The sequence below is a fragment of the Streptomyces sp. NPDC025793 genome, from assembly GCF_055558375.1.
In genome coordinates this window covers 25,821-39,012 of record NZ_JBVHMR010000040.1, presented here as the reverse complement: position 1 = coordinate 39,012, position 13,192 = coordinate 25,821, and the positions used below count along the sequence as shown (strand labels likewise).

The 13,192-nt window shown below is 70.4% G+C and carries 12 protein-coding genes; 7 read left to right on the top strand and 5 right to left on the bottom strand.

From position 1 onward, the window contains the following. Window positions 1–297 precede the first annotated feature (297 nt). Window positions 298–723, top strand: a complete 426-nt coding sequence (locus ACZ4MF_RS40200) for an organic hydroperoxide resistance protein (RefSeq protein WP_467498135.1) — start codon at window positions 298–300, stop codon at window positions 721–723. Between the two features lie 442 nt (window positions 724–1,165). Here ACZ4MF_RS40200 and ACZ4MF_RS40195 read toward each other — a convergent pair whose 3' ends face one another. After that, window positions 1,166–3,511, bottom strand: coding sequence for an ABC transporter permease (locus tag ACZ4MF_RS40195; protein WP_467498133.1), 2,346 nt, complete (start codon window positions 3,509–3,511; stop codon window positions 1,166–1,168). 145 nt (window positions 3,512–3,656) lie between these two features. Continuing rightward, window positions 3,657–4,409 carry an ABC transporter ATP-binding protein gene (locus tag ACZ4MF_RS40190; protein ID WP_467498172.1) on the bottom strand — a complete coding sequence of 251 codons (753 nt, stop codon included), beginning with the start codon at window positions 4,407–4,409 and terminating at the stop codon, window positions 3,657–3,659. Window positions 4,410–4,545: 136 nt separating this feature from the next. On the opposite strand from ACZ4MF_RS40190, the gene ACZ4MF_RS40185 reads away from it, so the two are divergent. Genes ACZ4MF_RS40185 through ACZ4MF_RS40175 form a run of 3 tightly spaced genes read left to right on the top strand, consistent with a single transcriptional unit; the run spans window position 4,546 to window position 6,417 of the window. Next, entirely contained in the window at window positions 4,546–5,043 is a 498-nt protein-coding gene (locus ACZ4MF_RS40185) for a hypothetical protein (protein WP_467498131.1), read from the top strand. After that, window positions 5,024–5,737, top strand: coding sequence for a sensor histidine kinase (locus ACZ4MF_RS40180; protein WP_467498129.1), 714 nt, complete (start codon window positions 5,024–5,026; stop codon window positions 5,735–5,737). Before ACZ4MF_RS40185 ends, ACZ4MF_RS40180 begins: the two co-directional genes overlap by 20 nt. Continuing rightward, complete coding sequence (locus tag ACZ4MF_RS40175; protein WP_467498127.1) at window positions 5,734–6,417, top strand: response regulator; 684 nt, start codon at window positions 5,734–5,736, stop codon at window positions 6,415–6,417. The genes ACZ4MF_RS40180 and ACZ4MF_RS40175 overlap by 4 nt, the downstream gene beginning before the upstream one ends. Window positions 6,418–6,595: 178 nt before the next feature. Here the strand turns inward: ACZ4MF_RS40175 and ACZ4MF_RS40170 are convergent, their stop codons facing one another. After that, window positions 6,596–6,973 carry a winged helix-turn-helix transcriptional regulator gene (locus tag ACZ4MF_RS40170; protein WP_467498125.1) on the bottom strand — a complete coding sequence of 126 codons (378 nt, stop codon included), beginning with the start codon at window positions 6,971–6,973 and terminating at the stop codon, window positions 6,596–6,598. Between the two features lie 154 nt (window positions 6,974–7,127). On the opposite strand from ACZ4MF_RS40170, the gene ACZ4MF_RS40165 reads away from it, so the two are divergent. The 3 genes from ACZ4MF_RS40165 to ACZ4MF_RS40155 are packed head-to-tail and all read left to right on the top strand — an operon-like array spanning window position 7,128 to window position 8,949. Next, on the top strand, window positions 7,128–8,096 hold the full coding sequence (locus ACZ4MF_RS40165) for an NADP-dependent oxidoreductase (protein WP_467498123.1): 969 nt from the start codon (window positions 7,128–7,130) through the stop codon (window positions 8,094–8,096). Between the two features lie 30 nt (window positions 8,097–8,126). Next, on the top strand, window positions 8,127–8,447 hold the full coding sequence (locus ACZ4MF_RS40160; protein ID WP_467498121.1) for an NIPSNAP family protein: 321 nt from the start codon (window positions 8,127–8,129) through the stop codon (window positions 8,445–8,447). A gap of 55 nt (window positions 8,448–8,502) precedes the next feature. Beyond that, the gene (locus tag ACZ4MF_RS40155) at window positions 8,503–8,949 is read left to right on the top strand and encodes a GlcG/HbpS family heme-binding protein (protein WP_467498119.1); all 447 of its coding nucleotides are present in this window, start codon (window positions 8,503–8,505) and stop codon (window positions 8,947–8,949) included. Here ACZ4MF_RS40155 and ACZ4MF_RS40150 read toward each other — a convergent pair. Then, a complete protein-coding gene (locus ACZ4MF_RS40150; protein WP_467498117.1) occupies window positions 8,880–9,641 on the bottom strand; it encodes a COG4705 family protein in 762 nt (253 codons plus the stop codon). The two genes, ACZ4MF_RS40155 and ACZ4MF_RS40150, sit on opposite strands and share 70 nt — an antisense overlap. Window positions 9,642–9,968: 327 nt before the next feature. Next, window positions 9,969–12,938 carry an FG-GAP repeat domain-containing protein gene (locus tag ACZ4MF_RS40145; RefSeq protein ID WP_467498115.1) on the bottom strand — a complete coding sequence of 990 codons (2,970 nt, stop codon included), beginning with the start codon at window positions 12,936–12,938 and terminating at the stop codon, window positions 9,969–9,971. Window positions 12,939–13,192 lie beyond the last annotated feature (254 nt).

Below are 13,192 nucleotides of genomic sequence, written 5' to 3'. Positions count from 1 at the left end.
GTATCGATCACCAGGACGTCAGCCAGCCTGCCCCTGGCAGGGGCAGGCTGCGAGCAGCCGGCGCCAGCACACTCGGAGCCACGAGCAGGACGCAGGTCCGCCCCGCAACGGAACACGGGCGGGGGGGGGTGGGTGACCGGCGTCACCGGCCCGGAACCCGGTACGGCGACCTCGTCGTCGGCGGGGCCCCGGCTTCGGCTCGGCCCGACTCACTTGGCCACGGCATCCCCGCCCACCACGTCCCGGACGCGATGCCCGGCGTACCGGCCGGAACGCGTCTCACGAAAGGGAAACAACATGTCTACGCTGTACACCACCGAGGCCCTGTCGACCGGTGACGGTCGCAACGGCGAAGTCCGGTCCCTCGACGGCGTCCTGGACGAAGTGCTGGCGGTCCCGAAGGAGATGGGCGGCCCCGGCGGCGACAAGACCAACCCGGAGCAGCTCTTCGCCGCCGGATACGCCGCCTGCTTCCACAACGGACTGCGCCTGCTCGCGCGCGGGCAAGGGGTCGAGCTGTCGGCCTCGACCGTGCAGTCGAAGGTGAGCCTGCTGGCGCGGGAGGCCGGCGGTTTCACCCTGGCCGTTTCGCTGACCGCGCACCTGCCGGGCCTGGAGCAGTCCACCGCCGACCAGTTGATGAAGGCCACCCATGAAGTGTGCCCGTACTCCAACGCCACCCGGGGCAACATCGAGGTGACCCTCACGGCCACGGTCCAGTAAGGGACTTCGGGCGGCTGATGCCCCGAAGAGACTCAGTGGCTGTCGCCACCGCGTGGTGGCGACAGCCGTGCCCACCATGCCCGTTGGCCACAACAGCCGGGGAGCTGTTCGGCCGGTGGGACTCTCCCCGTCGGGCCGCCCGGCACCCCCGGTTACACACTCCTTGCTGTGCTCCTGGCGCCTGCAGCCTGCCTGATCGACGAGGACACGTCGGCGCCGAACAGTCTCACTTCCGCCGGCGAAGCCCTGAACCGCCGCCCCCACTTCCCAGACACCGCGTGCCCGGTGACCAATATCGGACATACCGCGGACGGCGGTACGAACGCGTGAAGTCCAGGATCGATCCGCTGTCCATGGCGGCGATGGCGGCATTGGCGTTCTTGGCGCGCCGTGCAGTGCCCAGCACCGCTTTTGCTGCGGCGACCGGCGGCTCGGCTCGGTCCTACTCGGTCCGCAGCGCGGTGGCGGTCCGGGTCCGTGCCGCCCAGCCGGCCGGGAGCAGTGCCCCGAGCAGGGCGATCACGATCCCGCCGGCCAGCAGGGGGATGAGCAGAGCGGCGGTGTAGGTGTGGGACACGCTCGGCGGCAGGTGCCGGCCGATCGCGTTCCCCATCGGGGTCAGCGTCGCCTTCTCCACCGCGACCCCGAGCGGGACCCCGATCAGCCCGGCGATCAGGCCGGTGAGGGACACCGAGGTCAGAACCATCGCGATGGTCTGCTTGGGTGTCATCCCGAGGGCCTTGAAGATCCCCAGATCATGAACCCGCTCCCGGGTGTCCTGCACCACCATGCTCAGCACCCCGAGCGCGGCGACCGCCACCATCATCAGCGTGAGCGTGGCCACCAGGGTGCCCATGATGATCACCACGATGTTCTTGCCCCCGTCCGAGTTCGGCTGGACCGAGGCGTTCAGCGGGGTCAGCGCGGCGGCGGCTGAGGTGGACCAGTCCGGTCCGCTGACGTTCGGGGCCAGCTCGACGTTGAACTGCTCGATGTGCGGGGCCAGACCGGCGGCGGTGAAGGTGGCCGCATCCGTCATGACCGTGTAGTCGCCCACGTTGGTGTCGAAGTTGATGCCGACGACCTTCAGCGGCAGTTGCTTGTTCTGCTGCACCACGGTGACGTTGTCACCGACGTGGATCCCCACCGTCGTGGCCAGCTTGTCGCCGACCACGGCCTCGCCGGGCGCTGAGAACCAGCGGCCGGACAGCAGCTCCATGTTCGTCCAGGAGAAGTCGCCGGTGACCGTGAACACCTTCGGCGGTTCGCCGCCGGGCGGGGCGCCGACGATGGTCGCGCCGCTCTCGCCCCAGCCGAACGCGGCCCTCGTGCCCGGGGTCTCGGCGAGCGCGGCGGCCACCTCGGCGGCATCCAGGTGCGGCCTGCGCGGGTCGTTGGGGCCGTACAAACCCCAGGTCACGCCTACGTCGGCTGTGGGTTCCACGAACTTCGACGCGACGTTGAAGCCTGCGGTGCTGGTGTCCAGGTACTTGTTGAACCCGGTCTCCAGCCCCACCGCGAACGTGGCACTCACCACGCCGAACAGCACCGCCGCACCGACCAGTACGGCCCGGGCCGGCCGGGCGAACGGCTGGGCCAGCCCCAACGACATGGCCCGGGGCAGCGGCAGCCGCGCGGCCAGACGCTGCGCCGTCTGGCTGCCCCCGGCCTTGGGGGCGCGGCCGACCACCAGAGCGCGCACCGTCGGCATCCGGCCGGCCCGCAGCGCCGGGATCAAAGCCGTGACGCCGACGATCAGCAGGGTGCCCAGCGGCACCACGGCGCTGACCCACAACGGAATCGTGGCACTGGCCGCGCCGAGTTGCTTGGTGGCCCCGCCCAGGATCGGCACAGCCAGGAGGTCGCCGAAAACCGCGCCGAGCACCACGCCGAGTGTCGCCGGGATCATGGCCTGCGCGGTGTAGGCGCGGGCCACCTGTGAGGGGGTGAAGCCCAACGACTTCAGAATCCCGATACGCCGGATTCCCGAGGCCACAGCCCCGCTGACCACGATCGAGATGATCAGCACCGACATGAACAGCCCGAGGATCCCGAAGCCGATCAGGAACGGCACGTAGGCCCTGGCGTTGCCGCCGGCCTGCTGCTTCGCGGTCAGGTACGACTGTCCGCTCTCGACCGCGCCGGCCGGCGCGGCGGCGGCCACCGCCCGCTTGTCGGTGGCGATGTCGGCGTCGGTCCCGGCCTTGGCGAACCGGTAGAGCATCTGCTCGTCGGACTTGGCACCGGCAGCGGTGAGCCGCGCGAAACCGTCGGCGGTGGCGAAGGCGGTCGCGCTGTTGGTCACCGAGTCGGCGAAGCCGACGACCTTGAACGACGGCTTGCCCGGCAGGGAGGAGAACACCACCGAACTGCCGAAGCAGGCGGTGGCATAGTGCTGCCACGGCAGGGCGATCTCGCCCGGGCTGGTCGGCCAGCGCCCCTGGGTCAGCGCCAACTGGTCCATCCCGGAGGTGCTCCCCAGGTCGGGCCGGGTGGTTACGGTGATCGGATGGTTGTCGTGACCGGCGAAATCCTTCTTGGGGCAGTCCGTGCCGACGGTCGTGTCCAGGGCGGCGGCGATCGGGTACGGTCCGGCCGCCTCGGTGACGCCGGCGGCGTGCGCGGTGGCGGTGGCCTGCGCGGCCGTGACCTTCGAACCGTCGAACTGGACCGCCAGGTGCGCCCCGTTCCGAGCACTGAAAGCGTGCTCGAACGGGGCCTGCACGACAGTCAGCAGGCCGAGGGAGAGTACTGAGGACGTCACCGCGGCGAACGTTGTCAGGGTCATGACGAGAGACTGGACCCGACGCCGGCCCACGCCGGAGCGTACGACCTTGCCCAGGGCGCTCACCGGCTCACCGCCAGCAGCAGGCGGGCCATGGCATGGAATCCGACCTCGAAGAGGCGCCGGGGCATCGGCGGCTTGCGCAGTGTCATCCGACCGCTCCCGACCGACGGGTCAGCGGCGTGCGGGCGGCCGGGCCGGCACCGCTGCCGTCGTGGGTGACGTCCCGCTCGACCGCGCCGTCCACCAACTCGATCGTGCGACGCGCGGTGCTCGCGGCCAGCCGCACATCGTGGGTCACCAACAAGATGGTCTGACCCTCGCTGTTCAGGTCCAGCAGCAGCCGGCGCACGTCCTCGGCCGAGTTCGAGTCCAGCGCGCCGGTGGGCTCGTCGGCCAGCAGCAGCGCCGGCTTGTTCATCAGGGACCGGGCCACCGCGACCCGCTGCCGCTGACCGCCGGACAGCCGCTGCGGGTAGGCCTTGGCATGCCGGTCGATGCCCAGCGAGCCGAGCAGCTCGATGGCCCGGCGCTTCGCTTCGCCCTTGCCCATCCCGGCCAGCTGCGCCGGAACCATGACGTTGTCCAGAACTGTCAGATCGTCGAGCAGGTTGAAGAACTGGAAGATCATGCCGATCGAGGCCCGGCGGTACTTCGCCGAATCGGCCTCACCGAGCTGGTCGACGCGGGTGCCGTCGACGGTGACACTGCCGCTGGAAGGCTTGTCCAGACCCGCGACCAGGTTCAGCAGCGTCGACTTGCCACTGCCGGAGTGCCCGAGGATCGCCACGCACTCACCAGCCGCCACGGACAAGGTCACACCGGCCAGCGCGGGCGGGCCGTCATCATATTTCTTTGTCGCGTCTTGGAGATCGATCATCGGTGCATTCGTCATGGCCATGAACCTAGGAACGGATCGTGATCCCTCGCGTCGGCCGGCGGATGTCACCTCCCCCGCGGGCCATCGGCCCGGAGGTGTACCCGCGTACATCCCCGGGGCGACGCGCAGAGCCGACGCCACTGAATACGATCTCCGTGTGGAAGAGCTTCTCCAGCGTCTCTCGACATCGAAGCGCGTGACCTGGCTGATGTCACACGCCGTGGTGCTGGCCATCGCCGGCTTCTACGCGCTGATGCTCGCCCTGACGACGCCGAGCCCTGACGACGGCCTGTTCCGGTTCCCCGACCTCGGGCGCTACCAGACGACGGGTCTCTGCGTCGTGCTCGCCCTTCCGATCCTGCTGGTGCGCCGTCTGCCGGCGGCCGTCTTCGCGGCGGTCCTGGGCGAATCAGCCCTCGGCGACATTTTCGGCGCGCGGCCCTTGGTCGTGTTCATCCTGCTCGTCGCCTTGAGCGGGTACATCGCCGCCCGGCGGCCGAAGGCTGCCGCCGTCGGCTCCGTCGCGGGCGTCGCGGCCGCGTTCGTCAACGACATCCACGTCAGTGTCGGCGACGCGGTCCAGTGGGCCGGGTGGCTCGCGTTGTGGTTCGCGGTCGCGTGGGTCTTCGGGGGGGGTGTATCGCAAACGCCGTGAATACCTCGAATCCCTGCACGAGCAGACCGAGGCCCGCGTCGTCATGGCCGAGCGGCTGCGGATCGCCCGTGAACTGCACGACAGCGTCGCGCACAGCATCGGGATCATCACGGTGCTGTCGGGAGCGGCGGCGCGGGTCGTGGAGACCAAGCCCGAGCAGACGCGGCGGGCGCTGACCGGCATCGAGACCACCAGCCGGGAGACGCTCCTCGGGCTGCAGCGCATGCTCGGGGCGCTACGCCGCGCCGAGATGGACGACGCCATGCCGCGGGCCGCTCCGCTGGCGCCGGCCGGCAGCCTGGCCGACATCCCGCTCCTCGCCGAACGCACGGCCGACGCCGGAGTGCGGGTCCACGTGACCTGGCGGGGCGAGCAGCGTCCACTGCCGCCGGAGATCGAACTGTCGGCGTTCCGGATCATCCAGGAGTCGGTGACGAACGTGGTGCGGCATTCCGGGGCGCGAACGTGCCGGGTCGCGGTCGATTACGAGCCGGAAGGAGTGAGCATCGAGGTGGTGGACGAGGGGGACGACGGTCTCGGCGGGCCGGGCCGACCGAGGTCCTCGGCGGCGACCGGCGGGAGCGGCTTCGGCCTGGTCGGCATGCGCGAGCGGGTGACGTTGCTGTCCGGCCAGTTCAGCGCGGGCCGGCGTCCGGAGGGCGGATTCCGGGTGGCGGCGAGGCTTCCGGCATGAGCGTGCGGGTGCTGCTGGTCGATGACCAGCCACTGATGCTGGTCGGGCTCGGAATCCTGATCGGCGACACCGACGACCTGGAGGTGGCCGGGGAGGCCGGCGACGGCCGCGAGGCGGTGCGCCTGGCGCGTGAGCTGCGGCCGGACGTCGTGGTGATGGACATCCGGATGCCGGGCATGGACGGGATCGCGGCGACCCGGCAGGCGACCGCCGAGCCGGACCCGCCCAAGGTGCTGGTCCTGACGACCTTCGACGACGACGAGTACGTCTACGGCGCACTGCGCGCCGGGGCCAGCGGATTCCTGCTCAAGAGCATGGCCCTGAACGCGATCCTGGACGCGATCCGCGTGGTGGCGGCCGGTGACGCGTTGATCGCGCCGAGCGTGACCCGGCGGCTGATCGCGGACTTCGCCGGAACGTCCGGCCCCGCGGCCCCCGAACCGGACGCCGAGCCCGCCGCGGACTCAAGTCTCATCGCGGGGATCACCGACCGGGAGCGCGAGGTGCTGGCGCTGGTCGGACAGGGACTGTCGAACGCTGAGATAGCCGAGCGGTTGGTGATCAGCGCGGCGACGGCGAAGACGCATGTCGCGCGTCTGTTCGCCAAGCTCGAAGCTCGAGACCGCGTCCACCTGGCGATCACCGCCTTCGAGGCCGGACTCGTGCCGCGTAGACGGTAGGACTCGACATGCCGGTCGCGGTCGGCGATCGCCGGGCTCACCGGCCTCTTCTGCCTCGGTAAGCGTCACGGACCGTTGGCAGTACCGGCCGCATTGCGGTTCATGGTCATCTCGCGGGCGTCTCCGCCCGCCGGGTCAGGCGTTGATGATGCCCTCGCAGGTGCGCATCGCGCCCCGGTTACCGTACGGCCGGCTCAGGGGTGAGGGCGTTGTCGATGTTGTCCTCGACCCAGGCGCGGAGCGCGTTGAGCGGGATGGCGGCGCTCTGGCCGAGCGGGGTGAGGGCGTACTCGACGTGCAGGGGGACGGCAGGGTAGATCGTGCGGTCGAGGATGCCGAAGTCCTCCAGGCGGCGCAGCGTCTGGGTGAGCACTTTGGGGCTGACGCCCTGGAGTGTGCGCTGGAGTTCGCCGAACCGCTTGGGGCCCTCTTCGAGGGCGCCGATGGCCAGCGCGGACCATTTGTTGGCGAGAAGGTCGAGCAGGGCGCGGCAGGGGCACTGGGCGGCGTAGACGTCGTGGTGCGCATGCTGGCCGCTGGGGCAGGTGGTCGTCATGATCACTCTCCTCACCAGGTCACTTCCCAATGGGAAGTACTAGACCTTGTAGGTAACTATATCCATGGGGATAGCGTCATCGACGTCAGCGGGAGGGCCGCCAACGGCCCCCCGCAGGACGCCCTTTTCAGGATGCTTTCTCAGGAGATGACGCATGTCCGCAGACATGATGCGCGCGGTGGTCCAGGACGGTTTCGGCGGTCCGGAGGTGCTGCGGGTCCAGCAGGTGCCGCGCCCGGTGCCGCTGCCCACCGAGGTGCTGGTGCGGGTGCACGCCGCCGGGATCAACCCGGTGGACTGGAAGACCCGCGGTGGCACCGGCATGGCCGGGCTGCTGGGTGAGCCGCCGTTCACCCTCGGCTGGGACGTGTCCGGTGTGGTGGAGGAGGTCGGCTTCGGTGTGACCACGCTGAAGGTGGGCGACGAGGTGTACGGCATGCCGTGGTTCCCGCGCGTCGCGAACGGCTACGCCGAGTATGTGACCGCCCCGGCACGGCAGTTCGCCCGCAAGCCCGCCGCCCTCGACCACGTGCACGCCGCCGCCGTACCGCTGGCCGCGCTGACTGCCTGGCAGGCCGTGGTCGACACCGCCCACGTCCAGGCCGGCCAGCGTGTTCTGGTCACCGCCGCCGCCGGCGGGGTCGGCCACTTCGCGGTCCAGTTCGCCCGGCACCTGGGCGCCCACGTGATCGCCACCGCCAGCGCCGCCCGCCACCCCTGGCTCAAGGAACTCGGCGCCCACGAGACCATCGACTACACCACCGCCCGCTTCGAGGACGCCACCGCCGACGTCGACGTCGTCATCGACCTGGTGGGCGACGCCCACGACCAGACCAGCACCCGCTCGCTGAAGGTCCTGCGCCCCGGTGGCCTGCTGGTCGCGATCCCGGCCGGCGTCTCCCCGGAGCTGGCCCAGGCCGCCGAGGCGGCCGGTGTGCGGGTGACCCCGTTCCTGGTCGAGCCGGACGGCGCGGCCCTGACGACGATCGCCGACCTGATCGACGCCGGCCACGTCGCCGTCGAGGTGGAGGAGACCTTCCCGCTGGAGCAGGCCGACGTGGCCCACGCCCGCGGCGAGGCCGGCCGCACTCGCGGAAAGCTCGTCCTCACCGTCGCCAACTGACCATCCGCACAAGCCGTTTGGAGTACCGCCGTGTACTACGAGATCCGCCGCTACCAGGCCCAGCCCGGACGCCGCGATGAGTGGGTCCGCTACATGGAGGACACCGTCATCCCGTTCCAGACCTCGCTGGGCATGGACGTGACCGCCTCCTTCGTCGACGACCAGGACCAGGACGGCTACGTCTGGATCCGCCGGTTCGAGGACGAGGCCCAGAGCGAGGCCCTGTACAAGGCGGTCTACGACCACGACCGCTGGAAGAACGAGATCGGACCGGCCGTCTACGCCCTGCTGATCCCGGAGAAGACCGTCGTCACCCGCGTGGTCCCCACCCCCGCCTCACCGCTGCGCTGACCCGGCCCCGGCTGCTTCACGCCCCACCGCACAGCGCAGCAACAAAGGAACGTTCATGACTACCGACACGCTCCAGAAGTCGTCCCCCGCCTCCTCGATCACCCAGGCCGCCGCCCACGCCCTCGTCGGGGCAGTGCACACCGCCGCCGCCCGGATCGGCTTCACGGCCGCCGTCGCCGTCACCGACCAGGGCGGACACCTGAAGGCGTTCGACCGGGCCGACGACGCCCCCTTCCTCACCGCCGAGGTCGCCCTCGACAAGGCGTGGACCGCAGCCTCCTTCCACATCCCCACCCACACGTGGAACGACTACCTCGCCGACGCGCGCGTCGCGCCGCTGGCCGGCCACCCGCGTCTGATGGCCGTCGGCGGCGGCTACCCGATCATCGACGACGGTCGATGCGTCGGCGGCCTCGGCATCTCCGGCGGCAGCTACGAACAGGACCAACAGGCCGCCGAGGAGGCCCTGGCCGCCCTCGGGTTCGAGGTACCCGCCCACTGACCGCTGCTCCGCGTCCATCGACCATCAGACTTGCCTTCACCGCCTTGGAGCCGCCTCCGGCCGGCGATCGGCTTGGCCCCCACCTCGGGAAAGAGGATCCATCGTGCGCGTTTGCTCGTGATGAGTGAGCTGCTGGTAACCCACCAGGACAGCCAGCACAGCGAGCAGGGCGCCGGAGGTGAGGGTGGTTCCGACGCCGAGGCCGCCCTGCGCCACGGGCTTTTCCACGGCGTTCTCCGCAACCGCGCCGAGGGGCGGGTCAGCACGTAGGCGGCCCAGAACAGCACGGTGCCCGAGACCGGTGACAAGTAGTGGGCGGCGAGGATCAGCGGCATCGCACCGCCGAGTACCAGGGCACTGTCGCGGAAACCGGTGCCCAGACCGTCGGAGAGGAAGTCACCGCTGGAGGTGCCCAGCGTGTTGGACACGAGAGTCGCGGTCCAGTACAGGATCTCGCCCTTGGTGGTGGCGATCCGCTCCACGTCCATGGTCTGGCCGGTCGCCCGCCACCCGCTCAGTACGAGCACCAGCTGGGTCGTCAGCACGGTGGCGCCGCCGGCACAGCCCAGGCCGGCGGCGCGGTTCATGAAGTCCGACATCGCGGTGCCCACGATGCTGGTCGTCAGGATCACCGACCAGAACACCGCCGGCCGGAACCGGCTGACCCTCAACTGCACGGCCGGCGTTGGCACGAAGGCCGCCGCGATGCGTGAGCGGACTGTCCGGCACGAGGCGACACGCGGGGAATTGACTACGCCGCTCGCATGTTGCTGACCAGGGAAAACAGCATCAGATAGCAGCGTCGGGCACTCCCCGGCAAGGATTCGATCCCACTCCTGAAGAGGGTGTCGCAGGTTCGAATCCTGCCGGTGACACAGGGGGAAAGGCCCCGGACCAATCTTGGTCCGGGGCCTGTGACATGCAGTTATCGGCAAGCGCGAGGTCAGCCGACGGCGTAGGCCTGGTTGGAGTAGTTCTGGGGCCGGAGGGCTGTCCTCCGACCCCGCGCCGTGTGGCCGTCAGTAGAGATTTTGGTAGTTCTGCCAGCCGGCGCCAGCCTTGATTCGTGCGCCGAACGTGCCGTCTCCGCGGCCGGGATTGACCCAGACATCGCCGGCGGAGTCGCGTTCCAGCAGGTCCGCCTTGCCGTCACCGGTCACGTCGCCCACTCCGGTGATCGTGTTGTATGCCTGCCCCCAGTCGGCGAAGACCTCCTTGCGCGCTGCGTAGTTGCTTTTGCCGTTGCCGGCCATGAGCCACAGGTTCCGCTTGGAGTCGTACGCCAGCAGGTCCCCCACCCCGTCACCGGTGACGTCCCCGACCGCGATCAGCTTGGTGTACGCCAGGCCGGTGCGCAGCAGCGTCCGCGCCCCGAACCGGCCCTGGGCGTTGCCCGGGTACAGGTACAGGTTGCCGTTCGACGCGCTCCACGCCAGCAGGTCCGGGTACCCGTCCCCGTTGCCGTCCCCGGCGTAGCCGAGCCACTTGAACTGGTTCCAGCCGGTGCCCAGGTCGGTGTAGGCGCTGTCGTTGGACAGGGTCGAGTACACGCGCAGATCACCGGACGGCGTGCGTACGAGCACGTCGTTGGTCTTTCGGTCGCGCAGAGGACCGAACGGCACCACCGTGGTGCCGGCGGGCCAGGTCGACTTGTCTGTGAGTGGGATGAAGGAGCCGTTTCCGGTGCTGTCCTTGTAGGAGAAGGTGGTCGCCGAGGTGCGGACCAGGATGTCGCCGAAGGTGTCCGGCAGGCCGTTCGCCGACTGGAAGTCGTGGAACGCCGGTGCGCCGCCGGGCAGCAGGGTCGTACCTGTGGCGGTGGCGTCCGGTCCCCGGCCGTCGGCCGGCCGTGCGGTGATCTTCCACGTGTAGGGCCCGATCGAGGGCCGGGTGATGCCCGGCTCGGTGCCGTCCCATTGTGCGGTGAACTGCGCGCGGGCTGGACCGCCAGTGACGGTGTTGACGACCCTGCCGGTGGCCAAGCTCGTTACGGTCAGCGTCCAGGAGGCGATCGGCCGGGAGACCTGCCACGTGCCCCGCCACCCCGTGCTGTCGCTCCTGACGCCGGTCGTCTGGCCGTACAGGGCCACGTGGGACGGCGACACCCCGCTGGGCACCACGTGCACCGTGCCGTCGCTGCCCGCGTACGCGATCCCTCCGCCGTACGGGTCGACGGTCCAGCCTTGTCCCAGCACGGGGTCGGCCAGGTCGGCGACCTTGCGGGTCTGCGCCGCACCACTGGTGACGTCGGTGACGCTGAGCGTGCTGCCGGAGGCGGTCGCCACGAACCCGTCGCCGAGCGCGGTGTCCCCGTCGGCGGTCCACGGCACGGGCACCGACATGCGGGTCACCGTGTTGTAGACCCCGGCGCCTCCGTCGGCCGTGGCACAGGCCCAGTAGAGCCACGGGCCGTTCGCCCGCAGTACCGACAGCGGGCAGCCCGCGACGGTGAACGTGCCGGGCGCGGGGGCGGTGGTGGGCAGGGTGTCCAGGTTGACGCCGGTGACCGTGCCCGGCGCGGTCTGGGTCCACAGGGTGGTCGCGGACAGCGCGAACGTGCTGAACGGCCACTTTTTCGCCTCGACGCCCGTACCGACCTGGATGATCCGGGTCCCTGCCGGTGTCAGGCCGCTGAACGCCTCGGTCGAACCGGCCACCTGGACATCGCGCAGGTCGGACAGGCCGGTGGAGAACTTGGACCCGGCGCCCGAAATGATGTCGCCGTTCGCCGTGTCCACCTCGACCGGTGAGCCATCGACGGACGCGAACAGCGCGTCACCCTGCGGCAGTGGAGTCAGTGAGGTGGTCGCACCCGTGCTCCCCGCGGCATCGACGGGCAGCTCTGTGTGCTCCATCCGGGAACTGTCCGGGGTGTACGGGCTGGTGTAGGCGGCGTCCAGTTCCCCGTTCGCCAGGGCGAGGGCGTCCGGCCGCCAGGTGGCCACTGGGAAGTCCGCGATCGCGGTCGAGACCACGGAGCCGTCGGAGGCGGCGGTCAGCACACGCAGGGTCGTGCCGGACGCCGATGTCTGCGCGACCACGACCTTGCCGTCCGGGGACTCCGGATCGGTGAGCGGCACGGTGGCCGGGTATCCGGTGCCCAGGGACTGGCCGGGCCCCCCGTTCAGCGGGAGCGCCGACAACGTGAGGCCTGAATCCCCCGCCGACGTGACCACGATGAGGTTGTCCCCCACCACGCCGACCGGGCGGGACGGGCCGGGCAGACTCAGGGTGACGGACACCGGGGGCGCCGTGACGTCGCTTGCGTCGAAGACCCGGACGTCGCCGGCGGCGTTCAGAAAAGCGAGCTTGCCGTCACCGACAGCGAACCGTCCCGTCCCCGGCAGCGAGGACGCGTCGATCACGGAGTTGCTGCCGTCGGCGTTGATCCACAGGTAGTACTGGGCGCCATTCTGCTCATAGGGGATCAGCATGTGATCGTTGTCCCCGCCGCCCGAGACCGAGCTGCTGAACACGGCGCCGGTCGGCGCGGCGACCGGGGTGAGGGTGCCGTCCGGCGAGGCGAGTGCCAGCCCCCTGCCCTGGTTGGACACCAGGGCCTTTCCGGCGAAGGCGCCGTACACGTAGCAGTCGCAGGCCGTCTGGCGGCTGCCGTCGGAAAGACTTTGGAACACCAGCGGAGTGCCGCTGGCGCCGTTGGCGTAGAACGCCACCAGCCCGTTGCCGGCGTACCGGGCTTCCCGGGTGCGGGCCGGGAGCGCCAGTTGCGTGGTCGTCCCGGAGGCGAAGTCCGTCCAGGCGTAGCTGTTCCCGTAACTGCCGTGCAGGACGCCGGACGAGGAGACGCCGACGACCCCGCCCGGGTCGACCGAGGCCGGAACGGTCTCGGCCGGCAGAGTGGTCGGCGCGGTGACCGGTCCTGGTGTGGCGGTGTCCGCCCAGGCGACGGGACCAGCGAAGGTTGCCGCGAGCACGGTCGCGGTAGCCGCGGCCAGCAGACGGCCGCGTCTGTGAGGGTGTTGAGCCACCCGTTCCTCCCCATGAAGGGAGCGCACCGGGCGCTCAACGCCGACGGTGGTGGGGGGAGGGGGATGCACGCCGGCGGCCGGTACCCAGTCCGCTCAAGTTACGACAGTGTACGCACCTTCCCCCGCACCACAGCAGGGCCCCCACCCCGCGCCCACACATGATGTCGCGGGCCTGAAGTGCAGGTACGCCCAAGGGTGTTGGCGCGGGCGTTGGACCGGGCGCCATGCGCGGTCTCCCCAGGCAGCGTCTCCAT

Excerpts from the sequence above, each read along its gene's own strand:
- ACZ4MF_RS40190 (WP_467498172.1), bottom strand. The coding sequence starts at position 4,409 with ATGGCCATGACGAATGCACCGATGATCGATCTCCAAGACGCGACAAAG.
- ACZ4MF_RS40165 (WP_467498123.1), top strand. The coding sequence starts at position 7,128 with ATGTCCGCAGACATGATGCGCGCGGTGGTCCAGGACGGTTTCGGCGGT.
- ACZ4MF_RS40175 (WP_467498127.1), top strand. The coding sequence starts at position 5,734 with ATGAGCGTGCGGGTGCTGCTGGTCGATGACCAGCCACTGATGCTGGTC.
- ACZ4MF_RS40155 (WP_467498119.1), top strand. The coding sequence starts at position 8,503 with ATGACTACCGACACGCTCCAGAAGTCGTCCCCCGCCTCCTCGATCACC.
- ACZ4MF_RS40170 (WP_467498125.1), bottom strand. The coding sequence starts at position 6,973 with ATGACGACCACCTGCCCCAGCGGCCAGCATGCGCACCACGACGTCTAC.
- ACZ4MF_RS40195 (WP_467498133.1), bottom strand. The coding sequence starts at position 3,511 with ATGACCCTGACAACGTTCGCCGCGGTGACGTCCTCAGTACTCTCCCTC.
- ACZ4MF_RS40200 (WP_467498135.1), top strand. The coding sequence starts at position 298 with ATGTCTACGCTGTACACCACCGAGGCCCTGTCGACCGGTGACGGTCGC.